This is a genomic window from Aeromonas sp. Y318-3 (genome assembly GCF_027706185.1).
GTDB lineage: Bacteria > Pseudomonadota > Gammaproteobacteria > Enterobacterales > Aeromonadaceae > Aeromonas > Aeromonas veronii.
Genome location: NZ_JAPDCN010000006.1, coordinates 263,149 through 289,569, shown reverse-complemented (window position 1 = coordinate 289,569; position 26,421 = coordinate 263,149). Strand labels below are relative to the sequence as shown.

The 26,421-nt window shown below is 54.7% G+C and carries 21 protein-coding genes and 1 tRNA gene; 16 read left to right on the top strand and 6 right to left on the bottom strand.

Going from position 1 to position 26,421, the window contains the following annotated elements; all coding sequences use genetic code 11:
- Positions 1 to 216: hypothetical protein (locus tag OKB77_RS11085; RefSeq protein WP_257713805.1), on the top strand; the 216-nt coding region annotated here is incomplete at its 5' end.
- Positions 217 to 357: 141 nt separating this feature from the next.
- On the opposite strand, the gene OKB77_RS11080 is transcribed toward OKB77_RS11085, so the two are convergent.
- The 4 genes from OKB77_RS11080 to OKB77_RS11065 form a co-directional block, all read right to left on the bottom strand.
- The gene (locus OKB77_RS11080) at positions 358 to 2,289 is read right to left on the bottom strand and encodes a putative bifunctional diguanylate cyclase/phosphodiesterase (protein ID WP_005340581.1); all 1,932 of its coding nucleotides are present in this window, start codon (positions 2,287 to 2,289) and stop codon (positions 358 to 360) included.
- A 23-nt stretch (positions 2,290 to 2,312) separates the two neighbouring features.
- Positions 2,313 to 2,813, bottom strand: coding sequence for a molybdopterin-binding oxidoreductase (locus OKB77_RS11075; RefSeq protein ID WP_164461867.1), 501 nt, complete (start codon positions 2,811 to 2,813; stop codon positions 2,313 to 2,315).
- A 101-nt stretch (positions 2,814 to 2,914) separates the two neighbouring features.
- Positions 2,915 to 4,549: a chaperonin GroEL gene (gene groL, locus OKB77_RS11070; protein ID WP_005340575.1), complete on the bottom strand. Its 1,635-nt coding sequence runs from the start codon at positions 4,547 to 4,549 to the stop codon at positions 2,915 to 2,917.
- Between the two features lie 43 nt (positions 4,550 to 4,592).
- Positions 4,593 to 4,886: a co-chaperone GroES gene (locus OKB77_RS11065; protein ID WP_005340573.1), complete on the bottom strand. Its 294-nt coding sequence runs from the start codon at positions 4,884 to 4,886 to the stop codon at positions 4,593 to 4,595.
- 260 nt (positions 4,887 to 5,146) lie between these two features.
- Between OKB77_RS11065 and OKB77_RS11060 the strand changes: the two genes are divergently transcribed.
- Complete coding sequence (locus tag OKB77_RS11060; RefSeq protein WP_223849341.1) at positions 5,147 to 6,481, top strand: MATE family efflux transporter; 1,335 nt, start codon at positions 5,147 to 5,149, stop codon at positions 6,479 to 6,481.
- 34 nt (positions 6,482 to 6,515) lie between these two features.
- On the opposite strand, the gene OKB77_RS11055 is transcribed toward OKB77_RS11060, so the two are convergent.
- The gene (locus tag OKB77_RS11055) at positions 6,516 to 6,992 is read right to left on the bottom strand and encodes an FxsA family protein (RefSeq protein ID WP_064338761.1); all 477 of its coding nucleotides are present in this window, start codon (positions 6,990 to 6,992) and stop codon (positions 6,516 to 6,518) included.
- A 441-nt stretch (positions 6,993 to 7,433) separates the two neighbouring features.
- On the opposite strand from OKB77_RS11055, the gene aspA reads away from it, so the two are divergent.
- Positions 7,434 to 8,876: an aspartate ammonia-lyase gene (gene aspA, locus OKB77_RS11050; protein WP_265775933.1), complete on the top strand. Its 1,443-nt coding sequence runs from the start codon at positions 7,434 to 7,436 to the stop codon at positions 8,874 to 8,876.
- 125 nt (positions 8,877 to 9,001) lie between these two features.
- Positions 9,002 to 10,321, top strand: a complete 1,320-nt coding sequence (locus OKB77_RS11045) for an anaerobic C4-dicarboxylate transporter (protein ID WP_021229055.1) — start codon at positions 9,002 to 9,004, stop codon at positions 10,319 to 10,321.
- Positions 10,322 to 10,569: 248 nt separating this feature from the next.
- Here the strand turns inward: OKB77_RS11045 and tsaD are convergent, their stop codons facing one another.
- Positions 10,570 to 11,583 (bottom strand): tRNA (adenosine(37)-N6)-threonylcarbamoyltransferase complex transferase subunit TsaD, encoded by a 1,014-nt coding sequence (gene tsaD / locus OKB77_RS11040; RefSeq protein ID WP_064337300.1) that lies wholly within the window; start codon positions 11,581 to 11,583, stop codon positions 10,570 to 10,572.
- A 179-nt stretch (positions 11,584 to 11,762) separates the two neighbouring features.
- Here tsaD and rpsU point away from each other — a divergent pair, with 179 nt between their 5' ends.
- The 12 genes from rpsU (at position 11,763) to OKB77_RS10980 (ending at position 26,418) form a co-directional block, all read left to right on the top strand.
- The gene (gene rpsU / locus OKB77_RS11035; RefSeq protein ID WP_005309452.1) at positions 11,763 to 11,978 is read left to right on the top strand and encodes a 30S ribosomal protein S21; all 216 of its coding nucleotides are present in this window, start codon (positions 11,763 to 11,765) and stop codon (positions 11,976 to 11,978) included.
- 15 nt (positions 11,979 to 11,993) lie between these two features.
- Positions 11,994 to 12,437: a GatB/YqeY domain-containing protein gene (locus OKB77_RS11030; RefSeq protein WP_005349081.1), complete on the top strand. Its 444-nt coding sequence runs from the start codon at positions 11,994 to 11,996 to the stop codon at positions 12,435 to 12,437.
- Between the two features lie 88 nt (positions 12,438 to 12,525).
- On the top strand, positions 12,526 to 14,313 hold the full coding sequence (gene dnaG / locus OKB77_RS11025) for a DNA primase (RefSeq protein WP_005358121.1): 1,788 nt from the start codon (positions 12,526 to 12,528) through the stop codon (positions 14,311 to 14,313).
- A 183-nt stretch (positions 14,314 to 14,496) separates the two neighbouring features.
- Positions 14,497 to 16,392, top strand: a complete 1,896-nt coding sequence (rpoD, locus tag OKB77_RS11020; protein ID WP_263718854.1) for an RNA polymerase sigma factor RpoD — start codon at positions 14,497 to 14,499, stop codon at positions 16,390 to 16,392.
- Between the two features lie 187 nt (positions 16,393 to 16,579).
- A tRNA-Ile gene (locus tag OKB77_RS11015) sits at positions 16,580 to 16,656 on the top strand.
- Between the two features lie 174 nt (positions 16,657 to 16,830).
- Positions 16,831 to 18,099 (top strand): integrase domain-containing protein, encoded by a 1,269-nt coding sequence (locus OKB77_RS11010; RefSeq protein ID WP_270817621.1) that lies wholly within the window; start codon positions 16,831 to 16,833, stop codon positions 18,097 to 18,099.
- Between the two features lie 113 nt (positions 18,100 to 18,212).
- Positions 18,213 to 19,181 carry a hypothetical protein gene (locus OKB77_RS11005; RefSeq protein WP_270817620.1) on the top strand — a complete coding sequence of 323 codons (969 nt, stop codon included), beginning with the start codon at positions 18,213 to 18,215 and terminating at the stop codon, positions 19,179 to 19,181.
- Positions 19,182 to 19,300: 119 nt separating this feature from the next.
- Positions 19,301 to 19,528 carry a helix-turn-helix transcriptional regulator gene (locus tag OKB77_RS11000; RefSeq protein WP_104014305.1) on the top strand — a complete coding sequence of 76 codons (228 nt, stop codon included), beginning with the start codon at positions 19,301 to 19,303 and terminating at the stop codon, positions 19,526 to 19,528.
- 11 nt (positions 19,529 to 19,539) lie between these two features.
- The gene (locus tag OKB77_RS10995; RefSeq protein WP_104014304.1) at positions 19,540 to 19,884 is read left to right on the top strand and encodes a helix-turn-helix domain-containing protein; all 345 of its coding nucleotides are present in this window, start codon (positions 19,540 to 19,542) and stop codon (positions 19,882 to 19,884) included.
- Positions 19,885 to 20,050: 166 nt separating this feature from the next.
- Positions 20,051 to 22,795 carry a DUF927 domain-containing protein gene (locus OKB77_RS10990; protein ID WP_270817618.1) on the top strand — a complete coding sequence of 915 codons (2,745 nt, stop codon included), beginning with the start codon at positions 20,051 to 20,053 and terminating at the stop codon, positions 22,793 to 22,795.
- Between the two features lie 945 nt (positions 22,796 to 23,740).
- A complete protein-coding gene (locus tag OKB77_RS10985) occupies positions 23,741 to 25,195 on the top strand; it encodes a type I restriction-modification system subunit M (protein WP_127008689.1) in 1,455 nt (484 codons plus the stop codon).
- Complete coding sequence (locus OKB77_RS10980; protein WP_270817617.1) at positions 25,192 to 26,418, top strand: restriction endonuclease subunit S; 1,227 nt, start codon at positions 25,192 to 25,194, stop codon at positions 26,416 to 26,418. The genes OKB77_RS10985 and OKB77_RS10980 overlap by 4 nt, the downstream gene beginning before the upstream one ends.
- The last annotated feature ends 3 nt before the right edge of the window (positions 26,419 to 26,421 follow it).

Sequence of the window (26,421 nt, the reverse complement as noted above, 5' to 3'; positions counted from 1 at the left end):
GAAAATCAAAAATTGTTTTTGATGTTCGATGCTGTGAGTGCCCACACAGATTGCTTGATTCAAATTGTTAAAGAGCGACGCAACAGTGTGTTGCTGCGGGAGTGGAATTCTACTCAACCGCCTTCTCGAGTCAAGCCTTATTTTCAAAGGCTTTTCGAGGTTATCAACGAGGTTGTTTGCGTTGCCGCTTGCCCTGTCGATGGAGGCGCATTATAGGGAACAGATTCTTTCTGGCAAGGCTAAACTGCATGTTTTTTTGATAAAACCGCACAACCGTTCAAACAACAAACAAAAAGAATAAAACTTGAACTGAATCACACATTCTTGAGGCAGATGACCGTCAAGTACCCCTCCCCTTCAACTCATATAAGCCATTTCGGATTGTTGACGCGCCAGCCAAAGCTCCTCCATCTCCAACAAGGTTTGATAGATTTTCTCCGCCTGCTCTGGTCGGCTGAACAGATAGCCCTGCCCATACAAGTGGATATCGGTCAGAGATCGCAATACATCCAACTGCGCCTGTGTCTCAATCCCTTCACACACCAGACTCTTGCCCAGCATCGACCCCATCCGACAAATATTGGCGACCAGTTCGGATGCCTCCATTGAGGTGTCAATGCCTTGTATAAAGGAGCGGTCGATCTTCACCTTGCTGACCGGTAACTTTTGCAGATAACTCAAAGATGAATAACCAGTCCCAAAATCGTCTAATGCCAGCAGTACCCCCTGCTGATTGAGATCCTGCATCAGTTGCAGCGAGTTCTTCACTTCCCGCATGGTGGTATCTTCCGTGACCTCCAGGACCAGGCTACGGGCAGGCAGATGGTGCTCCATCAATGCCTTGGCCACCAGTTTGAGCAAATTACGCTGGTACATGCCTGGCGAGATATTCACACACATTTGCAGATCAACCATACCAAGCTGGTGCCACTGATAAAGCTGCTCGCAAGCTGTGTTCAGCACCCAGCTGCCAACCCGTTCGGCAAGCTGGAACTCCTCAGCCACCATAATCACTTCGTTTGGCGGAATGAAACCGAGTTCCGGATGCCGCCAGCGCAACAGAGCCTCGACAGCTTCGCAGCGGCCACTCTCTAGATTGACGATGGGTTGGTAATAGAGTTCCAGCGCATTGTGTTCCAGCGCCATGATCATATCCGACGCCAGATGTTTGCGCCGCGCCGTCTCGTTGAGCAGGGAGTTATCGTAAATCACATAGGGAACATGGGTCTTGCGACTATGGAACAGGGCCTGCTCCGCACGACTCAGCAACTCCTGAGTCTTGTCGCTGTCCATCGGATAGAAGGCAATCCCAATCCCGACTTCAAGCCGGAAGGGATAGTTGTCATAGACGATATCTTGCTTCAGCGCATGCAGCAATCGCGCTACCAGCTCCCTGACCTGACGCAGATCGCTGCTGCCACGCTGGATAATGGCAAATTGATCCCCCCCCAGACGTCCGCTCCACTCGCCCTCTTCACAGAGCACTCGGATCCGGGTGGCAAACTCACAAAGCAGATAATCACCAGTGTCATAGCCAAACTTGCTGTTGATATCCCTGAAGTCGTTGATATCGACCAGCACCAGCCCAAACGGCACTTCCTGTGTGGCGTACAGCTCCATCCGCTCCAGCAGAGCAACCCGATTGGACAACCCGGTCAGCGGATCCCGTCTGGCCGCTCTGAAATGACGACGCCCTTCATATATAAGCAGCATGCTGAGCAGCAGCACTGACATGACCAGACCGGAGACCATCAGCAACAAGGCATTGCGCAATTGACCAAAATGGCGATCGTTCTCGGAATAGACGTTAATGTTCTTCTGCATCACAGAAGCGAGGGAGTAGGAGAGCGGCTCTTGCAGCGGGGCAAGGCGCATCATGATCTGCTGATAGTCAGATGCTCCGCTCTGCAACTTGGTGATGTCGGGCTCTATTTGACGAATATTGGTTTCAATCAGCTGCACCAGACGCAAGGTTTTCTGCTTGTCCTGCATGCTCTTGCGCAGCTGGCCGCTCAACAGGATGGGCGTTCTACTCCAGAGAATGTCATAACGCAGCATCAAGGTGTCATGATCAATCCCGCCATAGTGATAGACCTCTACTGCATTGAGGAAACGCCCGAGTTCCAGCTGCAACTGCATCAACGCCCAGGAAACATCATAGGTGTATTTCTCCATCGCTCTGGTCGCATTCTGGATTTGCATCAGGCAATAGAGGGTGCTCCCGGTAAACGACAGGATGGATACGTACAGAATGACGAGCAGTGGCCACGCCCTGGTCTTTCCTTTCACCCCATGCTCCCGTGCGGTTTTTATCAGTGCTGAATGTCTATCAAATCCAGCTGCCAGATCATCATGTCGGTATATTCGGATCGCTTCAATTCCGGATATTGATCAAGAGGCAGCATAAACCAGACCGGCCCCTTGTCGCGCACCCGCATGACAGCGCCGTTGTCTTCCCATGCAAGGATGGGCTCGTATTTGGCGACCTTGTCCCATTCAATGCGGACCTGGAAACTGTTCAGTGCTGTCAACGTAATGGTCTTGCCATCCGCACCGACTGCAGCCAATACATCGGCCAGTTTTGGGCCTCTGTAGGTGTGCGGCTTATCCACCCACGGGTTGCCTGTCACTATCTCATGTTGCGGCAGAGCCTGTAGTTTTGCCAGATCAAACAACACCTTGCCATCAACTTCGTCTGCCGACCTGATGTTACCACCCACTTTCAGGATCACCGGCCCAGTCCGCGCCTCAGCAGCCATCACCGGCATGATGACCAATGAACACAGTAGTGTCAGCCAACCAAACATTTTCATATCGCCCCCATATTTGCTGTCTCAACAGACTCAGTTTAGCCAGATATAAAAAAACGGCTCGCCTTGAGCGAGCCGTTTGTCAAACAGAGCAAGGGGGATGATTACATCATGCCCATACCACCCATGCCGCCCATGTCAGGCATGGCAGGGGTATCTTTCTTCGGCAGTTCGGTGACCATACACTCGGTGGTGATCATCAGACCGGCGATGGAAGAGGCAAACTGCAGGGCTGAACGGGTTACCTTGGTCGGATCCAGGATACCCATGGCCAGCATGTCGCCATACTGTTCGCTGTAAGCGTTGTAACCGAAGTTGCCTTCGCCGTTCTTCACTGCGTTGGCAATGACGGAGGCTTCCTCACCGGCGTTGATGACGATTTGACGCAGCGGGGCTTCCATGGCGCGCAGGGCAACCTTGATACCGACGTTCTGGTCTTCGTTGTCACCACGCAGACCAGCCAGTTTGGCTGCAACGCGAACCAACGCAACACCACCACCGGCAACCACACCTTCTTCAACCGCGGCGCGGGTAGCGTGCAGGGCATCTTCAACGCGGGCTTTCTTCTCTTTCATCTCGACTTCGGTGGCTGCGCCAACCTTGATCACGGCAACACCGCCAGCCAGCTTGGCTACGCGCTCTTGCAGCTTCTCACGATCGTAGTCGGAAGAGGTCTCTTCGATCTGTTGACGGATCTGGGCAACACGGCCTTCGATCACACCGGCATCACCCACGCCATCGATGATGGTGGTGTTCTCTTTGGTGATGACGATGCGCTTGGCACGACCCAGATCTTCCAGCGTCGCTTTTTCCAGCTCCATGCCAACTTCTTCAGAGATGACGGTACCGCCAGTCAGTACGGCGATATCCTGCAGCATGGCCTTGCGACGGTCACCGAAGCCAGGCGCCTTGACGGCAGCCACTTTCACGATACCGCGCATGGTGTTGACCACCAGAGTCGCCAGGGCTTCGCCTTCTACGTCTTCAGCAACAATCAGCAGCGGCTTGCCAGCTTTGGCAACGCCTTCCAGCACCGGCAGCATTTCGCGGATGTTGGAGACTTTCTTGTCAACCAGCAGGATGAACGGGTCGTCCAGTTCAACGGAACCGGTCTCTTGCTTGTTGATGAAGTAGGGGGACAGGTAGCCGCGGTCGAACTGCATACCTTCAACAACTGCCAGCTCATCTTCCAGACCCTGACCATCTTCAACGGTGATGACGCCATCGCGACCCACTTTGTCCATGGCTTCAGCAATCAGCTTGCCCACTTTCTCGTCGGAGTTGGCGGAGATGGTGCCCACCTGAGCGATGGCATTGCTGTCAGCGCACGGCTGGGACAGCGCCTGCAGTTCAGCAACAGCAGCCACAACGGCTTTGTCGATACCGCGCTTCAGATCCATCGGGTTCATACCGGCGGCAACGGCTTTCAGACCTTCGTTGACGATGGCCTGAGCCAGAACGGTTGCAGTAGTGGTACCGTCACCGGCGGCATCGTTCGCCTTGGAAGCCACTTCCTTGACCATCTGGGCGCCCATGTTCTGGAACTTGTCTTCCAGCTCGATTTCGCGCGCAACAGACACACCATCTTTAGTGATGGTCGGGGCACCGAAGGACTTGTCCAGCACCACGTTGCGGCCTTTCGGGCCCAGAGTCACCTTGACGGCATCAGCCAGGATGTTTACGCCTTCCAGCATCTTGATGCGGGCTTCGTTACCAAACTTAACGTCTTTAGCTGCCATTTTTCTTCAATCCTTAAATCAATTCGGGGAAAAGGAGGATGGATTACTCTTCGACAATCGCCAGGATGTCGGTTTCGGAGAGGATCAGGACGTCCTGACCATCCAGCTTCTCGGTCTTCACACCGTAGCCTTCGTTGAAGATCACCTTGTCACCAACCTTCACGGCCAGCGCTTTGACTTCGCCATTATCCAGGATGCGACCAGTCCCCACGGCAAGCACTTCACCACGGGTGGACTTCTGGGCCGCAGTACCAGTCAAGACGATACCGCCGGCAGATTTGGCTTCAGCTTCGATGCGCTTGATGATGACGCGGTCGTGCAGTGGACGAATTTTCATCGATAACTCTCCCAAAATGAGTCTCATTGTTGCTTTGAGGAATGGCCGTTCCAGGCCAAATTAAATATGTCCCTGATGTGGGGCAGAGTTGCTAACCCTTCAAGGGCAAATACAAAAAAAATTTTTTCACGTACTATAAACATCTTCGATGGTTCAGCCATGTCCGCACTCTGGAGCAAGGTCGGTTCAAGCCGCCCGGTTTCCATGCCAGAACCTTCAAAGCCAGCTGTAGAGACGAGCCCTTGACCCGCACCAACCCCATGCTGACAGCCCCTATTCCGGTCGTACTGCGCCAGATGACGGGCCCCATGATCTTCGGCATCATCGCCATTCTGGCCTTCAATCTGGTCGATACCTTTTTTATCGGTATGCTGGGCACCGAAGCTCTGGCCGCCATCAGTTTTACCTTTCCTGTCACTTTTGTGGTTACCTCGCTGGCGATGGGATTGGGCGCCGGATTGTCAGCGGTGATCGGTCATACCCTGGGGCAGGGCAAACACGATGAGGCGGCCCATCTCGCCACCGACAGCCTGTTTCTGGCGGTGATCATGGTGGCCCTGCTCTCCGCGGGGGGGGCTCTCACCATCAAGCCTCTGTTTACTCTGCTGGGAGCCAGTGCCGAGCTTATCTCCCTCATCCATGACTACATGCTGATCTGGTATCTCACCGTCCCCATGCTGGTGCTGCCCATGGTGGGCAATGCCGCCATCCGGGCGACCGGCGATACCAAAACCCCCAGTCTGGTGATGGCAGTAGCCGGGTTGGTCAACGGGGTGCTGGATCCTCTGTTGATCTTCGGCATCGGCCCCTTTCCCGAATGGGGGATCCGAGGGGCCGCCATCGCGACTTCTATCTCCTGGTTGATGGCGATGCTGGTCAGCCTCTATATCCTGCGTCATCGGGAGGGCTTGCTGCTGTGGCGCCTCTCGCCGCGGGCCCGGTTGCTGACCCACTGGCAGGCCTTGCTCCATGTCGCCGTCCCCGCCTCTTTTACCAATATGCTCAACCCCCTGGCCAATGCGGTGCTGATGACGATCTTTGCGGGTCTGGGTACCGAGGTGGTAGCCGCTTACGGCGCCGCGTCGCGGGTCGAGGCGCTGTTGCTAATTGTGATGATGGCCCTAGCCTCCGTACTGGCCCCTTTCATCTCGCAAAACTGCGGCGCTGGCAATCCGGCCCGGGCCAAAGCCGCACTTCAGAGCAGCATGCGCTTTGCACTACTGTTCCAGCTCGCCATCTATGGCCTGACCTGGCTACTGGCGCCACTCATCGCCAATCTGTTCAGCGATCATCCGCAGGTCATTCGCCTCATCATTCTCTATCTGCATCTGGTGCCGATCGGTTACGGCTTTCAGGGCATGGTGATGCTGCTGGCCTCGGCACTCAATGGCGTTCGAGCATCCAGTATCTCGTTTTTGTTCAACGGATTGCGTCTGTTTGGTTTTCTGTTGCCAGGAGCCTGGCTGGGGGCAAAACTGGGAGGAGAACAGGGGATATATCTGGGGATACTGCTGGCCAATCTGGCGGCGGGCACCCTCGCATGGTGGTATGCCCGACACCGCTTCGAGGCCTTGTGCCATCAGGGCAAACCCTGATTCAGTCACTCACCTCGGGGTTTCGTCTCGTCGATTACTCTTTGCGCTCAAATTCGCCTTCGATAGTGGTGCCGCCCTGCTTGGAGTTCCCCATATGATCATCGGACGGTGCGTTGCCAAACGGCGATTGAGTACGCTGGAAGCCGCCCATCTGCATCCGGAACTGGTTGCTGCCGATCAGCTTGTCGGCCAGTTTGTTGCGCAGCCAAGGCTGCAGCAGCAGGATCCCGAAAAAGTCGGTGACAAAACCCGGAATGATCAGCAGCAGACCGGCCAACGCCAGCATCATGCCCCCCATCACCTCGCGGCCCGGCATCTCGCCCATCTGCATCTTTTGCTGGGCGCTGAACAGGGTCTTGATCCCTTCACTGCGCACCAGCGAGGAGCCCAATACCGCAGTCAGGATGAGCAAGCCGACAGTCGGCAGCGCCCCGATTACCGAGCCGACCTCGATCATCACGGTGAGCTCCAGCACAACCAGACCCACCAACAACAAAAACAACTTGCCCATATCCACTCCAGCACCGGTAAATTGAGAAAAAGTGGCAGCCATGCAACGATGGTCAGAGACGATTTTGCCCCCCATCATCACCACTTTCTGCCCTGAATAAATGGGGGCTGCCACCCTCTTTTCAAGTTGGTCAACTGACTCCTACGTCATCAGCAATCTAAAAAACCAGCAAAAAGTCACAAAAATTTATAAAAATCATCATGATAAAAACTTCATAACATATGTGTACTTTTCTCAAAGTAATTTGAATATGTCGCAAATTTAGTGATCCACCTCTAATAACCGATACCTCAATTGGAGTAGTATATTGATTAGTTTTTCGGGAGGTCATTCTCCCAACCGCCCCACTCGATGTGTGGTGCTTCAGGATGAGCTGTGCGCAAGGAACTCGCGACCACTCGGTGAGGATTTTTCCATTTATCTGATTTCTGAGGCATTACAATGAGCGACATCAAGAACGTCCGCATTGAAGAAGACCTGCTGGGCACCAAAGAAGTTTCCAATGATCTCTACTACGGTGTGCACACCCTGCGCGCTGTCGAGAACTTCAAGATCAGCTCTCAGAAGATTTCTGACGTTCCGGAATTCGTCCGCGGTATGGTGCTGACCAAGAAGGCCGCTGCGCTGGCAAACGGTGAACTGGGTACCATCCGTCCTGAAATTGCTGACATGATCGTAGAAGCCTGCGACCTGATGCTGAACACCGGCAAATGCTTCGACCAGTTCCCGGTCGACGTTTACCAGGGTGGTGCCGGCACCTCCGTCAACATGAACACCAACGAAGTACTGGCCAACATCGCCCTGGAAATCATGGGTCTGGAGAAAGGCCGTTACGACGTCATCAACCCGAACGACCACGTCAACAAGTGCCAGTCCACCAACGATGCCTACCCGACCGGTTTCCGCGTTGCTGTGGTCAACAGCACCGACGTGACTCTGCACGCGCTGGAGCACCTGATCGCGGCATTCGATGCCAAAGCGAAAGAGTTCAAAAACATCCTGAAGATGGGTCGTACCCAGCTGCAAGATGCAGTTCCGATGACCCTGGGTCAGGAGTTCCACGCGTTCGCAGTGACCCTGCGTGAAGAGATCAAGTCCATCAAGCGTTGCCAGGAGCTGCTGCTGGAAGTGAACTTGGGCGCGACCGCCATCGGTACCGGTCTGAACACTCCGCCCGAGTACTCTGCACTGGCCATCAAGCGTCTGGCCGAGATCACCGGTCGTGCCTATGTGCCGGCAGAAGACCTGATCGAAGCGACATCAGACTGTGGTGCCTACGTCATGCTGCACGGCGCCATCAAGCGTCTGGCCATGAAGCTGTCCAAGATCTGTAATGACCTGCGTCTGCTCTCCTCCGGCCCGCGCACCGCACTGAAAGAGATCAACCTGCCGGAAATGCAGGCGGGTTCCTCCATCATGCCGGCCAAGGTCAACCCGGTTATCCCGGAAGTGGTCAACCAATCCTGCTTCAAGGTATTCGGTAACGACATCACCATCACCTTCGCCGCCGAAGCCGGTCAGCTGCAGCTGAACGTCATGGAGCCGGTGATTGGTCAGGCGATGTTCGAATCCCTGAGCCTGATGGAAAAAGCCTGTATTTCCCTGCGCGAGAAGTGCGTGGAAGGTATCACCGCCAACCCGGAAATCTGCATGAATCACGTGCTGAACTCCATCGGTATCGTGACCTACCTGAACCCCTTCATCGGCCACCACGAAGGGGATATCGTCGGCAAGATCTGTGCCCAGACCGGCAAGAACGTCCGTGAAGTCGTCCTTGAGCGCGGCCTGCTGAGCGCCGAGCAGCTGGACGAAATTCTCTCCATCGAGAACCTGATGAACCCGCAATACAAAGCCAAGCGTTTCACCCGCGAAGCTGCCGTATAAGCGAGTGTGGGCCGGGATCTTCCCGGCCCATAAAGTCAGTTCCCGATTGGTCTTTATCCCCAGCCCGATCGGGAATTGGCTTTTTGCCAAATAAAAACCAAAAACTAAAAAATGGAGTTATCGCTATGATTGGAATCGAGTTACTTGTCGTGCTCGCCGCTATCTATCTGGGGGCCCGGATAGGCAGCATCGGCATCGGCTTTGCCGGTGGTCTGGGGGTACTGGTATTGACGTGGGGTCTGGGCATGCCCATCCCGAGCGATCAACTGGTCAGCTACATCCCTTGGGATGTGATCATGATCATCGCATCCGTCATCTGTGCCATCGCCTGTATGCAACTGGCTGGCGGGATGGACTACCTGGTCTTCCTGGCAGAAAAAGCGCTGCGCAAGAACCCCAAATACATCACCTTCGCCGCCCCGGTGGTCACCTACCTGATGACCATGCTGGCCGGTACCGGTCATACCGCCTTCTCCACCCTGCCGGTGATCGCTGAAGTGGCCAAAGAGCAAGGGATCCGCCCATCCCGTCCGCTCTCCATCGCGGTTGTCGCCTCCCAGATCGCCATCACAGCTTCCCCGATCTCTGCCGCTGTGGTTGCCTTCTCCGGCATGCTCGAGCCGTTTGGTGTTGACTACCTGACCCTGCTGGCCATCTGTATCCCCTCTACCTTCCTGGCCTGTATCCTGGGCGCCTTCATTGCCAACATGATGGGCAAGCCGCTGGAGCAGGACGAAGTCTATCTGGAGCGTAAAGCCAAGGGCCTGATCAAACTGCGTGGTACTACCAAGCTCGAGATCAAACCGTACGCCAAGCTGTCGGTCTGGATCTTCATCGCCGCCATCGTTGCTGTCATGGCTTATGCCACTGCCATCTCCGGTAAAGTAGGCCTGATCACCAACCCGCCGATCCCCCGTGACGGCGCCATCATGGGCATCATGCTGGCCGCGGCCACCATCATGACCCTGGTGTGCAAACTGGACGCCACCCAGGTCACCAACATGCCGACCTTCAAGTCCGGTATGTCCGCCTGTATCTGCGTACTGGGTGTCGCCTGGCTGGGTAACGTCTTCGTGAAAGGCAACATGGACACCATCCAGCTGATCGCTGGCGACCTGCTGAACCAGTACTCCTGGCTGCTGGCCGTGGTGCTGTTCTTCGCCGCCATGCTGCTCTACTCACAGGGTGCAACCACCAAAGCCCTGATGCCTGCCGCTCTGGCACTGGGTGTCAGCCCGCTGACTGCGATTGCCTCTTTCGCAGCCGTGAGCGCCCTGTTTGTACTGCCGACCTACCCGACCCTGCTGGCTGCGGTAGAGATGGACGACACCGGCTCCACCCGTATCGGTAAGGCGGTCTTCAACCACCCCTTCTTCGTACCGGGCACCGCCACCATCGCCATCGCCGTGGCGCTGGGCTTCTTCTTCGGCGGCATCCTGCTGTAATCCTGTCGCCTGCCGATAGCCAAACAAAAATCCCCGCCAGTTGGCGGGGATTTTTTTATCTCTTTACTCTGTACTTGGCTTGGCTGTCTGGCAGCGAGAGGCCTGACGTATTATCCGGATGGCTCAACCACGGCGACAGCAGACACCACAACAGCGTGCCAGCGGCGCTATAACCACCGCTGCCGGATTGCCGGAGTAGTAGGCCACCATGGTACTCACCACCACGCCAGAAGGCGGGATCCTTCGGATCAGACCGGATCCAGGGTATCCAGCGGCCAGCGCGGCACGGCTTTGACCACAAGCGGTTCGAACACGCCCGCTTTCAGGCGCTGCATACCGGCGTAAGCGATCATGGCGCCGTTATCGGTGCAATATTCAGTGCGCGGATAGAACACCTCGCCCTTGAGGCTCTCCATCAGCTCGGCCAGCTGGGCACGCAGATGACGGTTGGCACTGACGCCACCGGCGACCACCAGACGCGTGAGACCGGTCTCTTTCAAGGCACGACGGCACTTGATGGCCAGGGTATCAACCACCGCATCTTCAAACGCCCGAGCGATATCGGCACGGGTCTGTTCATCATCACCATTGGCGGCGATGGTGTTGGCTGTGAAGGTCTTGAGGCCGGAGAAGCTCATGTCGAGCCCTGGGCGATCAGTCATGGGACGGGGGAAGTGGAAGCGCCCCTTAGTGCCCTTCTCGGCCAGACGGGAGAGCAGCGGACCACCCGGATAGTCCAGCCCCATCAGCTTGGCGGTCTTGTCGAACGCTTCGCCAGCGGCATCGTCGATGGATTCCCCCAACAGCTGATAGCTGCCGATACCGTCGACTCGTACCAGCATGGAGTGACCACCAGAGACCAGCAGCGCCACGAAGGGGAACTCGGGAGCTTTCTCTTCCAGCATGGGAGCCAGCAGGTGGCCTTCCATATGGTGGACGGCGATAGCAGGCTTGTTCCATGCCATCGCCAGCGAACGACCAATAGTGGCCCCCACCAGAATGGCGCCAACCAGACCCGGACCCGCGGTATACGCGATGCCGTCGATGTCATCCTTGCCCAGTCCCGCCTCTTGCAATGCGGCCTGGATCAACGGGATCGTCTTGCGAACATGATCCCGGCTGGCGAGCTCGGGGACAACGCCACCGTAGTCCGCATGCAGCTTGACCTGGCTGTATAACTGATGGGAAAGGATCCCTTTTTGATCGTCGAAGATCGCGATCCCGGTTTCGTCACAGGATGTCTCTATGCCCAATACACGCATTGCTAAAAAATTTCACTGCTAAAATGAGACGGCTATGGTAACCTTCGCGGGTTTTTTAAACCAGAGCGATCTCTGCGGGTTTACTTTCATTCCCTGTCCAGAGTATAATTTCGCACCATTTTAAGACATGCTGATCGATTGAAGGTCAGCTAACAATTTATCACTGAGGTGAAAGGCACATGCCAGTAATCAAAGTCCGTGAAAATGAGCCGTTTGACGTTGCTCTGCGTCGTTTCAAGCGTTCTTGCGAAAAAGCCGGTATCCTGTCCGAAGTTCGTAGCCGTGAGTTCTACGAGAAGCCGACTACCATTCGTAAGCGCGCCAAAGCGTCTGCTGTCAAGCGTCACGCCAAGAAGCTGTCTCGCGAAAACGCACGTCGTATCCGCCTGTACTAATCGGGAGATATTGCCGTGTCTCTGAAGGATCAACTCAAGGATCAGCAAAAGCTCGCCATGCTTGCCAAAGATAAGGCACGTCTGGGAGCGATCCGCTTGTTGATGGCAGAAATCAAGCAACGTGAAGTCGATACCCGTATCGAGCTGAATGATGAGGATATCCTCGCTGTCGTGACCAAAATGGTCAAACAGCGCCGCGATTCCATCAGCCAATTTGAAGCTGCCGGTCGCCAGGATCTCGCCGACAAAGAGTCCGCCGAGATCGTTGTGTTGCAGGAATTCCTGCCGCAACAGCTGACCGCAGATGAAATTGCCGCCCTGATCGAGCAAGCCATCACTGAAAGTGGTGCTGCCGTCATGGCTGATATGGGCAAGGTCATGGCTGTCTTGAAGCCGAAAATTCAGGGGCGTGCCGATGTCGGCGCCGTCAGTGCTCAGGTGAAAACCCGCTTGGCGTAACAGGCAACTCTCTTGTTTGGTCGAAGAAGCCGTGCTTCCCTTGGAATGCGCGGCTTTTTTATTTTCTCCGCAATGAAACAGGACGGTTATGGCAGGCAGGATCCCCCAATCCTTTATCGACGATCTGCTCGTACGCACAGACATAGTCGAGCTGATCGACTCGCGAGTGCGGCTGAAAAAAGCCGGTAAGAACTACCAGGCTTGCTGCCCTTTTCATAACGAAAAAAGCCCCTCTTTTACCGTCAGCCAGGAGAAGCAGTTCTACCACTGTTTCGGTTGTGGCGCCCACGGCAACGCCATCGGCTTTGTCATGGAGTACGACGGTCTCGAATTTCCCGATGCCATCGAAGAGCTCGCCAGCATGCAGGGCATGCAGGTGCCTCGCGAGCAGAGCATCGGCGGCTCGGCCAATAGCCAGCCCGCAGTCAGCAAGGATCTGTTCGAGCTGATGAACCAGATCGCCCGCTTCTACGAGAGCAATCTCAAGAGCGCTCCCCATGCGGTGGAGTACCTCAAAGGCCGCGGCCTGACCGGTGAAGTGGTCAAACGATTCAACATTGGCTATGCACCCAGCGATTGGGATCAGGTGCGCCGCCGCTTTGGTACCAGCCGGGATCACGAGCAGTTGCTTATCTCGGGCGGCATGCTGATCACCCGTGACAATGGCCCGGGGAGTTATGATCGTTTCCGCGATCGCATCATGTTCCCGATCCGTGACAAGCGAGGCCGAGTCATCGGTTTCGGTGGCCGGGTGCTGGGTGATGGCACCCCCAAATACCTGAACTCACCGGAGACCCCCATCTTCCATAAAGGGCGGGAGCTGTTCGGTCTCTACGAGGTGAAGCAGGCACACAAGGATCCACGCCGGATCCTGGTGGTGGAAGGCTACATGGATGTGGTGGCACTCGGTCAGTACGACATCGACTATGCGGTGGCGGCGCTGGGTACTGCAACGACCAGCGACCATATCCACACCCTGTTTCGCACCACCGCCGAGGTAGTCTGCTGCTACGACGGTGACAACGCCGGTCGTGAAGCCGCCTGGCGCGCGCTGGATAATGCCCTCCCTCATCTGCAGGATGGCCGCGAGCTGAAGTTCGTGTTTCTGCCCGATGGCGAGGATCCCGACTCGCTGGTACGCCAGATCGGCAAGGAGGGCTTTGAAGCCTTGCTCGATGAAGCCCAGCCGTTCGCCGACTTCATGTTCGAGCGTCTCGGTCGCGATGCGGCGCTTTCCGGTGAGGCAGGCAAGTTCGAAGTGGCCAACAAGGCCGCCGAGCTTATTCGTCGCGTTCCGGAAGGGTTTACCCGCGAAGGGCTGATCACTCGTCTCTCCAGCATGATGCGCTGGGGCGAGAACAAGCAGCGCATCGCCGAGCTCTTTGCCCGTAACAGTCAGCCCAAGGCCGAGGTCAACAAACCCAAGGCAGCCAAGCTGACGCCACTGCGGCGTGCGCTGGCACTGATGGTGCAATATCCGACAGTAACGGCTGAGCTTCCCCCCATGCCGGAATTAGCCGGGCTACGCGTACAGGGCATCAAGTTCCTGCTGCAACTGCACCAGCAAATCCTGGCACAGCCCGGTATCACAACCGGTATCCTGCTGGAACACTGGCGTGGTACCAAGGAGGGAGAGATCCTTGCTCAGCTGGCCATGCACGACCTGTTCGAGGAGATCAAACTCGATCAAGAGCCGGATATTCTGGGAGAATTGCAGGACACTTTCGTCGGCTTCATCAACCAGTTTCTGAAACAGCGGATCGAAGAATTGCAGGCCAAAGTGGCTCAGGAAGGACTAAGCTCCGAAGAAACCCAAGAGCTGATGATGCTGATAAGAGAGGTGCAAATTGAGAAAAGAAATGAGAGTGGGGCTTGATATTTGAGTGATTAGTCCCAATATGGATAGCGTTGCCCGAATCGACGGGATGAAAAGCAAAATTTTTATAACCGCCTGGCCCCGACAATACTGCGGGCAGGGGTTTCTCATGACCGACGCCGCAACCAGACATAGCATGTCTGGCGGTTTTCTATTAGAATTGGCTATTTGCGCAGCAGCGCACTGTACGCGCAACCTAGCAACACCAACCGGATGAGTTCTATGGAGCAAACCCCGCAGTCTCAGCTTAAACTCCTCGTTGCCAAAGGTAAAGAACAGGGCTACCTGACCTATGCCGAGGTGAACGATCACCTCCCGCAAGACATTGTCGATTCAGACCAGATCGAAGACATCATTCAGATGATCAACGATATGGGCATTCAAGTGGTTGAAAACGCTCCGGATGCCGATGACCTTATCATGGCTGAAGGTGGTACCGCCGATGAGGACGCTGCCGAAGCAGCGGCCCAGGCTCTGGCATCTGTTGAATCTGAGATTGGTCGTACGACCGATCCCGTCCGCATGTACATGCGGGAAATGGGTACCGTCGAACTGCTGACCCGTGAAGGCGAAATCGACATCGCCAAGCGGATCGAAGACGGTATCAACCAGGTACAAAGCTCCGTAGCCGAGTACCCTGAAGCAATCACTTACCTGCTCGAACAGTACGACAAGTACGAAGCCGAGCAGCTGCGTCTCTCTGACATCATCTCTGGCTTTATTGACCCGAACGAAACCGAAGACATGGCACCTACCGCCACGCATATCGGTTCCGAGCTCGGCGAAGACGATCTGGCCGACGAAGATGAAGAAGACGAAGAAGACGAAGACGAAGATGGCGACAGCTCTGACGACGACGGTGACGGTGGTCCGGATCCGGAAGTCGCTCGCGAGAAGTTTGGCGAACTGCGTGCCCAGTATGAAGTGACCCGCCTCTCCATTCAGAAGAATGGTCGCGCGCACGAAGATACCCAGGCCGCCATCGCCCAGCTGGCAGATGTATTCCGCCAATTCCGCCTGATGCCCAAGCAGTTCGATCGCCTGGTCAACAACATGCGTGAAATGATGGAGCGGGTTCGCGTGCAGGAACGCATCATCATGAAGCTCTGCGTTGAGCAGGCCAAGATGCCGAAGAAAACCTTCGTCGCGGCCTTCACCAACAACGAGTGTGAAACTGCCTGGTTCGAATACCAGAAGCAGGCAGGCAAAGCCTGGTCTCCCCGTCTGGTTGAAATGGACGAGGATATTCAGCGCGCCATTGGCAAGCTGCAGCAGATTGAAGAAGAGACCGGTCTGTCGATTGCCCAGATCAAGGATATCAACCGTCGTATGAGCATCGGTGAGGCCAAAGCCCGCCGTGCGAAGAAAGAGATGGTTGAGGCCAACTTGCGTCTGGTTATCTCTATCGCCAAGAAGTACACCAACCGCGGTCTGCAGTTCCTGGATCTGATCCAGGAAGGCAACATCGGTCTGATGAAGGCGGTAGACAAGTTTGAATACCGTCGTGGCTACAAGTTCTCGACCTATGCCACCTGGTGGATCCGTCAGGCCATTACCCGCTCCATCGCGGATCAGGCCCGTACCATCCGTATCCCGGTACACATGATCGAGACCATCAACAAGCTCAACCGTATCTCCCGTCAGATGCTGCAGGAGATGGGTCGTGAACCGAACCCGGAAGAGCTGGCCATGCGCATGGGCATGCCGGAAGACAAGATCCGCAAGGTACTGAAGATCGCCAAAGAGCCTATCTCCATGGAGACGCCCATCGGTGATGATGAAGATTCCCACTTGGGCGACTTTATCGAAGATACCACCCTGGCTCTGCCAGCGGATGCGGCGACCAGCGAAAGCCTGCGCAACGCCACCCGCGAAGTGCTGGCTGGCCTGACCGCCCGCGAAGCCAAGGTACTGCGGATGCGTTTCGGTATCGACATGAACACTGACCACACCCTCGAGGAAGTGGGCAAACAGTTCGACGTTACCCGTGAGCGTATTCGTCAGATCGAAGCCAAGGCACTGCGCAAACTGCGCCACCCGAGCCGCTCGGAAGTGCTGCGCAGCTTCCTGGACGAATAGTCCTGACCCTGTGTCAAACTACTCTGCCAAAGCCCCGCCATGCGGGGCTTTGTTTTGTCTGGCATTTACCCTTGCGACCCTCTTTGCGCCCTCAATCAAGCTGGACAATTAGTCGCCAAGTGGTTGATATGCCTATAGACTGCCCTTTCCTCTTCCCCTATAATCCACGCCGCTAAACGCACAATTTGGCCCCTTAGCTCAGTTGGTCAGAGCAGTCGACTCATAATCGATTGGTCGTGGGTTCAAGTCCCCCAGGGGCCACCAAATTAAGTTCCGAGCAGGAACGAGAAAATACAGAGACCCGCATAGCGTAAGGCTTTGCGGGTTTTTTGTTGTCCGTAATAGTCCGATGGCGTCGTCAGAAACCAGTTAATTTAGTACCATCATTAGTACCACAAGCGTTGTGGTACTCAATTCAGTGGTACTAGGGGGCATTGGATGGACAAGAAGACGCGCAGGACAGGGGCAAACTGGCTAACTGACCCCAAAGTGAAAAGTGCCAAGGCAGACGCCCAGGAAATCACCCTGTCTGATGGCGAAGGACTGGAGTTAAGGGTTAAACCGAACGGTGGGAAGCGCTGGGTCTTCAAGTATCAGAAGCCTTCCGACAAAAAACGCACCAACATTGGGTTTGGCACCTACCCGGAAGTATCCCTTGCGGCAGCCCGTGAACTACGGCGAGAAGCCCGTGCCCTGCTGGCTGAAGGGATCGACCCTAAAATTCACAAAGAAGAACAGGCTGCGATTGCCCATGCCAAGCAAGAGGCCACCGCCAACACCTTTGAGCGCATGGCACGTCAGCTGATGGAGCTAAAGAGCCATCGGGTAAAGCCCAAGACAGCCCAAAAAGATTGGCGCATGCTTGAAATGTATGTGCTGCCCTTTATCGGCGAGATGCCCATAGACCAGATCCGCGCCCCCAAGGTGATCGAGATACTGCGCCCAGTAGAAGCATCCGGCATTCTTGATACCCTTCACCGCCTTTGCCGCCATATCAACGAGATCATGAGCTACTGCGTGAATCATGGTCTGCTGGAAGCAAATCCTTGCACCGATATACGCAAAGTATTCAAAGCCCCCACCAAAACGAACATGCTGACTCTTCAACCGCATGAACTACCGCTGTTGATGGCTGATATCGCCAATGGCCGTATAGAACACACAACTCGATGTCAGATTGAATGGAGTCTTCATACTCTGGTTCGGCCCGGTGAGTCGGCAGGTGCTCGCTGGGATGAAATAGACCTTGAGGCCAAAGTCTGGAATATCCCCGCCGACCGCATGAAGATGGAGCGCCCCCATCGGGTGCCACTAACCCCGCAAGCGATAGCCCTGCTAGAGCAGATGAGGCCAATCAGCGGCCACCGCCCTTTTGTATTCCCCGGCCTTCGTAACCCAATGACCCATATCAACGATCAAACTGCCAACGCGGCCTTAAGGCGGTTGGGGTATGGCGGGAGGCTGGTGGCCCATGGCCTACGCTCACTGGGTAGCACCACGCTGAACGAACAGGGCTTCAACCCGGATGCCATCGAGGCGGCACTGTCTCACACCGATGAGAACGAGATCCGCCGTGCCTATAACCGCTCTGACTACTTCAAACAGCGGCAAATCATGATGGAGTGGTGGAGCAATCACATAGAACAGGCTAGCCAAGGGAATCTCTCTCTGGCTAGCGGTTTTCAAGCATTGAAGGTGGTGGGCTAGTAGCCCATATATGACATATTGCCGGGCCTAAAGCCATCAATCAAACAGGCGAGAACCCTGCTCGCAGGCCCTGACATCCTAATCAAGCGAGCAGACAACGAGAAAGACCTTTGATGACAACAAAAGCAAAAACAGGATACCAGCCCACCCTGCGCCCTCTACTTCCACTTGAATATTGCACAGTAGAGCGTGCATCTCGATTACTTGAATGTGAGGTTGAAGATCTACTTCACTGGGCTAAGTTAGGCTTCATTAATCTCTACATAAATTTCGACCGTTCGTTTCCATACTACTGCCCACAAGTACAGCTCAGGGACGGCGTTAACTCCGGTGATCTGATACACGCCAGCTTCGGCTTCCGCTTCGATCCTATGCAAGCACTCGAGCCAATCCCCGATCCCAAAGATGATCTCGACGAAAGCAAGAAACCCCGAAAACTGATTTGGAGAACACAGCCACCACAATACCCAACCGAGCCATCTCCTTGGGGTCTTACCGGCTTATGGGGAATAACATCCAATCATGCATCTCGTTACATCAAACAATATATTTCAGGTATTACGGGAGAGTTGCATTCTTTTGGTGCAATGGGAGAGGAATCAGCCATGGGATATTCGGCAATCACCGTCTTCGCAGAACAGAAGCGTTTATCAGGAGCTGTAAGCTATGACGCTTTCGCCACTGTGAAGCTAAAAGATGGCCTCATACCACCAGCTCCATTGATCATTTACGAAGATCTTGCATTTCTGCACCAACGAATTCATTCAGGAGAACGGTTGGAAGTTAAAAAGATCTTAAATTACTCGATATATGAGGAAGAAGCTGATTCTGTGAACATTGAGAAGCCACCACATCATACTGCTATAGCTTTGGATAATGCGAGGGCGGGGATTCTTGCTGCTGCTCTACACCTAGTAGCAAAGAATCCAGATATTTTAAAAACTGAAGGGCAACTTGCTGAGGGGGCTCATGCTCACAGAGAGTCCATGCGTGGGAAAAAACGCGGGCATAATCTTAATTCCAAAGGTGCTCATAATCTGGTTGAGGAAGCTATAAGGACGGGCGGCGTGTTTAAAAATTAACCTGAGAAGTAAGGATACTTCCCAAGAAAGTAACCTTACTTTCAGACTGTTCTCTACGCCTCGTCTATCCTCATGTGTTTCCATAACCTCCTCGAAAACAACGACCGTAGAGGACAATCATGGAAGCACATACCCCATCCACTCCCCCGCAGTTTCGCCTCATCCGCATGAAGGAAGTGATCCAAAAAACCGGCTTGAGCAAGAGCAGCATTTACGACCTGATCGCTCGTGACCAACTGCCAAGACCAGTTCGTCTATCACCAGCCGGGGGGCGCTCTGTCGCTTTTGTCGAATCCGAGATCGACACTTGGATTGCGGAGCGCATTGCCGCTCGCCAAGCGAAATAAAGAGGCCAAACATGAAGAAAAAAAAGGCCGCCCCACAGAACGGCACGACCCAGTTTGAACGCCTAAAGAATTCCACCTTATGTGCTTGCCCAACAGTCACTGGGCAACTCGCACAAGTACTGGTCATCCTTCGACAGGGGCCGACCTCCAGCTTGGAGTTCATACATGAACACAATATCTTGAGGGCTCAAGCTCGGATTTTGGAACTGCGGCAAAAGGGGTTCAACATCACGACCCATATTCAGGCACACGTACTGTATCGTGGTCACAGATACAAGAGCATGGCGACCTATGTGCTAGGACTCCCCGAATGGTCAGCCCCCTCCCAGCCTGACAGCAACACGACCAACAGCTAACGCCGCTAGAAACCAACACTATGACGATGCAAATCAATGGGCATAACGCTCAGGGCGAAGCCTTGCCACAAATCGGAAGACACAGCCTCAGAGCCCTCCAGATAAGGGCGAGTTTTGATGCCCGGGCCAGCAATGCGCTGGTGGCAATTCAGACCAGGAGTGAGAGATGAACAAAGCAAGATTCGTCTCGGATGTGGCCGCTGCGGCTACGGGGCACTGGCCCGATCTGCTGGCGGCGGTGGGGATCGATACCCCGCGAGGTGGTAAGCATGGCCCCTGCCCTACCTGTGGTGGCAAAGACAGGTTTCGACTCGATAACAAGGGAGGGCGTGGCACTTGGATTTGTAATCAGTGCGGTGCCGGGGATGGGCTAGCGCTGGTTGGCTTGGTGACTGGCAAGCCGATCAAGGAGGCGGCTGAGCTGATAGCCCCACTGGTAGGAGTGTCTGCTGGTGGCCTAGATGCAACTGAACGGGAACGCATCCACCAGCAGCAACAGACCAGAGCCGGGCAGGACGAGCTACGCCGCCACAAGGCAGCCCGCAGCGCCGCTGCAATCATGCAAGACAGTGAGCAGGCCCATGCGCCCTATTTGGCCCGCAAGAACTTAGGCGTGTGCCTGTGCGCCGTGAACCGCATCCTGATCCGCGATGCTGGTGAAAACTTCCCACCTGCTAGCCTGATCGTTCCCCTCTATAACGAGGCCAACGAACTGGTGAACGTTCAACTGATCCGGGAGGACGGCACCAAGCGCTATCTTGCCGGTGGCCAGAAACAGCAAGCTTTTCACCGCCTAAACGGTGGGGAGCTGGTGGCTGTGGTAGAGGGATATGCAACCGGGTTATCTGTTCACCTAGCTACAGGGGCGACCGTCTATTGCGCAATGGATAGTGGCAACCTGTTAAACGTGGCGGAAATTACCCGCCGCCAGCACCCCACCGCCGAGATCATCATCTGCGGTGATCACGACTTAGACGAGGCAGGCCAACGCAACGAGATCACCCAACGCCAGACTGAGGGAGCGGCCCTGGCGGTGGGGGCTGCGGTGGCCCTGCCGCCCGTTCAGGGGGATTGGAATGATTACCACCAAGTCCACGGGCTGGCCAATACACAAGAGGCCATCATGATCGCCTGCGCCACCCCGATCACTAATAGCCCCCAAGACCAAGACGCTAGCCAGAAAGAAGAGGCTAAGAAACAGATGCTACCGGCTGGGTTCGAGATCAAGGGCGATCGCCTTTGTGTGTGGGAACTGGTGGGTCGGGGAGACAATGCCCGGCAAGAGTTGGTGCCCATATCAAGCCCGGTGCAAGTATTGGCTGAAACCAGTGATGAACATGGTCGGGGCTATGGCCGTCTGCTGGAGTGGCAAGATAGCGCCGGACGGACGCGCCAGTGGGCTATGCCTGTCCGTTCGTTGGTGCCGCGCAATGGTGAAGAGGTCTTTACTGCACTGTTAGATGCAGGCTTGCCATTTATTGAGTTGGGCCACAAACGCAAGCTGGCCGAGTATCTGATGGCTTGCCAGCCAGAGAGGCGGATCACCTGTGTAGAGCGTACCGGCTGGCATGGTAATGCCTATGTGCTGCCACAAGGGGCGATAGGGCCAGATGCCGAGGGTGTGATCCTACAAACGGCTGGATACGCAGCCAGTGACTTTACCGAACGTGGCACCTTGGCCGAATGGCAACTGGGAGTTGCTGCGCTGGCAGTGGGGAACTCCCGACTTTGCTTTGCCCTGTCACTGGCATTCGCAGCCCCACTGCTCACGTTGGTGGGAATGGAAGGCGGTGGCTTTCATCTCAAGGGGGAAAGCACAGACGGCAAAACGACCATCATGAAGGCCGCCGCCAGTGTTTACGGCAATCCTGACCGTTATAGCCAAACTTGGCGAGCAACCGGTAACGCGATTGAGGGGATCGCCAGTCGGCACAATGATGCCCTGCTTTGTTTGGATGAACTGGGGGAGTTGGATGGCAAAGAGGCCGGGCAAGTGGCCTATATGCTGGCTAACGGACAAGGCAAGGGTCGGAGCAAGCAGGATGGGGAGTTGAGGGAGCGCAAGGCATGGCGCTTGCTGTTTCTTTCCACGGGTGAATTGAGCCTTGAGGATCATGCCGCCAGTGCAGGCCAGCGAACCCAAGCCGGGATGGAAGTACGTACCATCCAGATCCCGAGCAACACCGGGCACCATGGGGCGTTTGAATGGTTGCATGGCATGGAAGGCGGACGCCTCTTTGCCGATACCCTCAAGACCAACGCAGATCGCCAGCATGGCACCGCCTTTCGAGCCTTGGTGGAAGGGCTAGCCATCGATCTGGATACACACCGCGAACACTTGGCTAGAGAAATCAAGCGCCTTGCCAGCGAGCTAACACCAAAGGGGGCTGGCAACCAAGTAGGACGAGCCATCAACCGATTCGCGCTGGTGGCTGCTGCCGGTGAACTGGCGACCCGACTTGGCGTAACGGGCTGGCCAGAGGGCGAGGCGATCCGGGCGGCGCGGGTTTGCCTCAAGGCATGGCTGATGGAACGGGGCCATCTTGGCAACAAGGAAGACGCCACCACCCTGGAGCAGGTACGAAGATTTATCACCGCTCATCAGCACAGTCGTTTTGCTGACTGGTTCGATGCCAGCCATCGTCCGGCCAATATGGTGGGCTATCGAAAGGCGGACTCTGATGGGGTGAGCTTCTTTGTGTTGCCGCCCGGCTGGGCAGAGCTCACCAAAGGACGCGATCCCAAACGTGCGGCGCACCTGTGTCTTGAGGCGGGTTATCTACTGACAGGCAAGGACAAGAAGCGACTACAGCGCAAGGCAAGACTACCGGGCATGAGTGGAGCAGTGTGGGTGTACTTGCTGACCGAACGCGTGTTGGCCGATCCCGCCGAGGAACAAGAATACGTGTGAAGCCAGCCAGAAAGAGGCCGAGGGTTACCGAGTCCGGCCATTTTCCCCAGCCTTGTGTACGCACGTAAAGAACACGCTAAAAGCGGTGGCCACAGTGGGAACAAAGCCTCTCGATGAGACGGAAAGCCTTATATGGCAAGGGATTGAGCTGTTCCCCTACACACGAATGTGGAGTGGGTACAAGGTGGGAACAATGGGAACAGAAGACCAAATATTGAAGTTGTTCCCATCTGTTCCCAAGAGATCTGTGAAGTTGTGGGTACAAACAAGACCAGTAATGACGCGGGTTAGCAGGTATTGTTCCCATATTCCCACCGTTCCCACTGTTTTTCTAAGATATATAGAGCAAACAGCAGCTCAAAGCCTCACTTTTGCCAAAACAACAATATCGTATAGAGATTAACTAACGAACAGCGCCACATCCCCGACATTCAACGAAAGAGGCGGCATCTCTGGCTAGCAGATTGTTATCTGGTTGCAGAACAATGAGCTTAGTGCAGCAAAAGTGATCACCACTCCGATGAATAGGGGCAAACTGATCGCCAAAGTGATCACGTGATCACTTCCAACGCAGTGATAACCAAATCAACTGCACAACAAAAGCAATTAAATATCAATTGCTTATATACAACCCAAGATGAGCGATTGCGCGTAATGATCAGGCCAAAGCCGTAAAACCAAAAATCCTAAACAGCTAAATCAGCATTTTCAAAAAAACCAAGACCTGACAGAACTGATCGTCAGCCCCCAGTCCAGCAACCCCCACCGACAAGCGATCCAAATAGCGGGCGACCTCTCATTCATCGCAATAACATCGCTCCAAAGGCATCCATAGCGGTTTATAGCATCCGGGCAAGGCGGTAGAATGGCCGCCTACTCAATCCATTAGCGGCAACTGCCTGCCCAGGCTGGCGGTTGCCCACCCGCATTACCCGGATGCCATTCATGTTTGATCAAGCCTTCAAAAATATCGACGATGCCCTTCACAAAGAGTCGGGCTGCAGCTCTGAACTGGATTACACCGAGCAGACCTCCTGGCTATTATTCCTCAAATACCTCGACGCGCTGGAGCAAGACAAAGAGAGTGAAGCGCTGCTGGAAGGCAAACCCTATACCCCGATCCTCCTGCCGCGCTATCGCTGGTCGAGTTGGGCAGCCCCCAAGGGGGCCGATGGCAAGATTGACCACAATGTAGCCATTACAGGCGATGATCTGGTGGAGTTCGTCGATAAAGATCTGTTTGCCTACCTGGAAGGGTTCAAGCAGCGGGCCAGCGGGCCGGATACCATCGAATACAAGATTGGCGAGATCTTCGGCGAGATTACGAACAAGATCCGCAGCGGCTACACCCTGCGCGATATCATCGACCATATCGACGAGCTGCGCTTTCGCTCCCAAGTGGAAAAACACGAGCTGTCTGCCCTCTATGAAGAGAAGATCAAGCGGATGGGCAACGCCGGGCGCAATGGCGGCGAATACTACACCCCTCGCCCACTGATCCGTGCCATGATTGCGGTGACCAAGCCGCGCATCGGCGAGCGCATCTATGACGGCGCCTGTGGCTCGGCTGGCTTCTTGTGTGAGGCCCACGACTACCTGAACGCCACGCCGAATCTCTCTACTGACGATCTCGCCACTCTGCAGACCCGCACCTTCTACGGCAAGGAGAAGAAGAGCCTCGCCTACGTCATCGCCATCATGAACATGATTTTGCATGGCATCGAAGCGCCCAATATCCAGCACACCAACACCTTGGCCGAGAACTTGAGCGATATTCAGGACAAAGACCGGATGGAGGTGATCCTTGCCAACCCGCCGTTTGGCGGCAAAGAGCGCAAAGAGGTACAACAGAACTTCCCCATTCGCACTGGCGAGACGGCGTTTCTGTTTATGCAGCACTTTATCAAGATGCTAAAAGTGGGTGGTCGTGCTGCCATCGTTATCAAAAATACCTTCCTTTCCAACACCGATAACGCCTCAGTAGCGCTGCGCAAGCTGCTGCTGGAGAGCTGCAACCTGCATACCGTGCTGGATTGCCCGGGCGGCACCTTCCAGGGGGCTGGCGTGAAGACCGTGGTGCTCTTCTTTACCAAGGGCGAACCGACCCGCAAGGTGTGGTACTACCAGCTCGATCCGGGCCGTAACCTCGGTAAAACCAACCCGCTTAATGACGACGATCTGCAAGAGTTCGTCGCGCTGCAAGCGAGCTTTGCCGACTCGGCTAAGAGCTGGAGCCTGAACGTTGCCGATATCGATACCACCAACTATGACCTGTCGGTGAAAAACCCTAACGGCGGTGAAGAAGTGGTGTATCGCAGCCCGAGCGAGATCATGGATGAGATTGCCGCGTTGGATGCCGAAAGCGCTGAGCTGCTGGCCACGATGCGGGGGCTGGTATGAAGAAGGGTTGGAAAACTTACAAGCTTGGCGAGCTGGCTGAATTACGTGGGCGCATTGGATGGCGTGGCTTGACTGCAAAAGAATATACCTATAGTGGGCCGCTATTTCTTTCAGTTCATTCGCTCAACTACGGCGACTATGTTGACTTTCGTGACGCATTTCATATCAGTGATGAGCGTTACATGGAAAGTCCAGAAATAATGCTTAAAAAAGATGACATTCTTATATGTAAGGATGGTGCTGGCATTGGTAAATTAGGGCTAGTTGGTGAACTATCCGAAAAAGCCACAATCAACTCATCACTGCTTCTGATAAGAAGTGGGGATAATATTTTGGCAAAATATCTCTACCATTACCTTAATAGCCCTTACTTTCAAAGTATTGTTCAATCTAAACTCAATGGTGCTACAACACCGCATCTATATCAAAGAGACATTACAGAGTTCCCTGTTTTTTTACCTAGCATATTAGAACAACAACGTATCGTGGCCATCCTCGACGAGGTCTTTGAGGCGATTGTGGCGGCCCGCGCCAATGCCGAGCAGAACCGGCAGAATGCCCGAGCCCTGTTTGAAAGCTATCTCCAGTCGGTGTTTAGCCAACGCGGTGATGGGTGGATAAATAAACCATTATCCGAGCTTTGTGATATAAAACATGGTTTTGCTTTCAAGAGTGAATACTTCACAAATGAAGGTGATTATACCTTGCTCACTCCAGGGAATTTTTTTGAAACGGGCGGGTATCGTGATCGTGGTGATAAACAGAAATTCTATAGTGGGGATATTCCTCAAGGTTTCCTCCTTGAAGCAGGAGATTTACTGGTCGCAATGACTGAACAAGCGGCAGGCCTACTTGGCAGTCCCATCATTGTTCCTAGCCAAGGAAAATTCCTTCATAATCAGCGACTAGGCTTGGTAAGCGGTAAGCCCGGCATACCTTGGATAAATGAATTTTTCTTTCATGTATTTAATACTCAGGCAGTACGCCAAGCTATTCATGAAAGTGCGTCAGGGGCGAAAGTTCGCCATACATCCCCCACTAAGATTGGTGCTGTAACTGTTGCATTCCCTGCGTCAATAGAAGAACAAAAAGCTATCGTCGCTACATTGGACACACTCACAATCGAAACACAACGTCTCGAATCCCTCTACCAACGCAAGATTGCCGCCCTGGATGAGCTAAAGCAGTCGCTCTTACACCAAGCATTTAGCGGCAATCTATAAAGG

Bases quoted from the DNA above. Each gene is read 5' to 3' on its own strand.
- OKB77_RS10980 (WP_270817617.1), top strand. From the start codon at position 25,192: ATGAAGAAGGGTTGGAAAACTTACAAGCTTGGCGAGCTGGCTGAATTA.
- OKB77_RS10985 (WP_127008689.1), top strand. From the start codon at position 23,741: ATGTTTGATCAAGCCTTCAAAAATATCGACGATGCCCTTCACAAAGAG.
- dnaG (WP_005358121.1), top strand. From the start codon at position 12,526: ATGGCAGGCAGGATCCCCCAATCCTTTATCGACGATCTGCTCGTACGC.
- OKB77_RS11010 (WP_270817621.1), top strand. From the start codon at position 16,831: ATGGACAAGAAGACGCGCAGGACAGGGGCAAACTGGCTAACTGACCCC.
- OKB77_RS11045 (WP_021229055.1), top strand. From the start codon at position 9,002: ATGATTGGAATCGAGTTACTTGTCGTGCTCGCCGCTATCTATCTGGGG.
- OKB77_RS11005 (WP_270817620.1), top strand. From the start codon at position 18,213: ATGACAACAAAAGCAAAAACAGGATACCAGCCCACCCTGCGCCCTCTA.
- OKB77_RS11075 (WP_164461867.1), bottom strand. From the start codon at position 2,813: ATGAAAATGTTTGGTTGGCTGACACTACTGTGTTCATTGGTCATCATG.
- OKB77_RS11065 (WP_005340573.1), bottom strand. From the start codon at position 4,886: ATGAAAATTCGTCCACTGCACGACCGCGTCATCATCAAGCGCATCGAA.
- OKB77_RS10995 (WP_104014304.1), top strand. From the start codon at position 19,540: ATGAAGAAAAAAAAGGCCGCCCCACAGAACGGCACGACCCAGTTTGAA.
- tsaD (WP_064337300.1), bottom strand. From the start codon at position 11,583: ATGCGTGTATTGGGCATAGAGACATCCTGTGACGAAACCGGGATCGCG.
- OKB77_RS11060 (WP_223849341.1), top strand. From the start codon at position 5,147: ATGCTGACAGCCCCTATTCCGGTCGTACTGCGCCAGATGACGGGCCCC.
- OKB77_RS11055 (WP_064338761.1), bottom strand. From the start codon at position 6,992: ATGGGCAAGTTGTTTTTGTTGTTGGTGGGTCTGGTTGTGCTGGAGCTC.
- aspA (WP_265775933.1), top strand. From the start codon at position 7,434: ATGAGCGACATCAAGAACGTCCGCATTGAAGAAGACCTGCTGGGCACC.
- OKB77_RS11000 (WP_104014305.1), top strand. From the start codon at position 19,301: ATGGAAGCACATACCCCATCCACTCCCCCGCAGTTTCGCCTCATCCGC.
- groL (WP_005340575.1), bottom strand. From the start codon at position 4,549: ATGGCAGCTAAAGACGTTAAGTTTGGTAACGAAGCCCGCATCAAGATG.
- OKB77_RS10990 (WP_270817618.1), top strand. From the start codon at position 20,051: ATGAACAAAGCAAGATTCGTCTCGGATGTGGCCGCTGCGGCTACGGGG.
- rpsU (WP_005309452.1), top strand. From the start codon at position 11,763: ATGCCAGTAATCAAAGTCCGTGAAAATGAGCCGTTTGACGTTGCTCTG.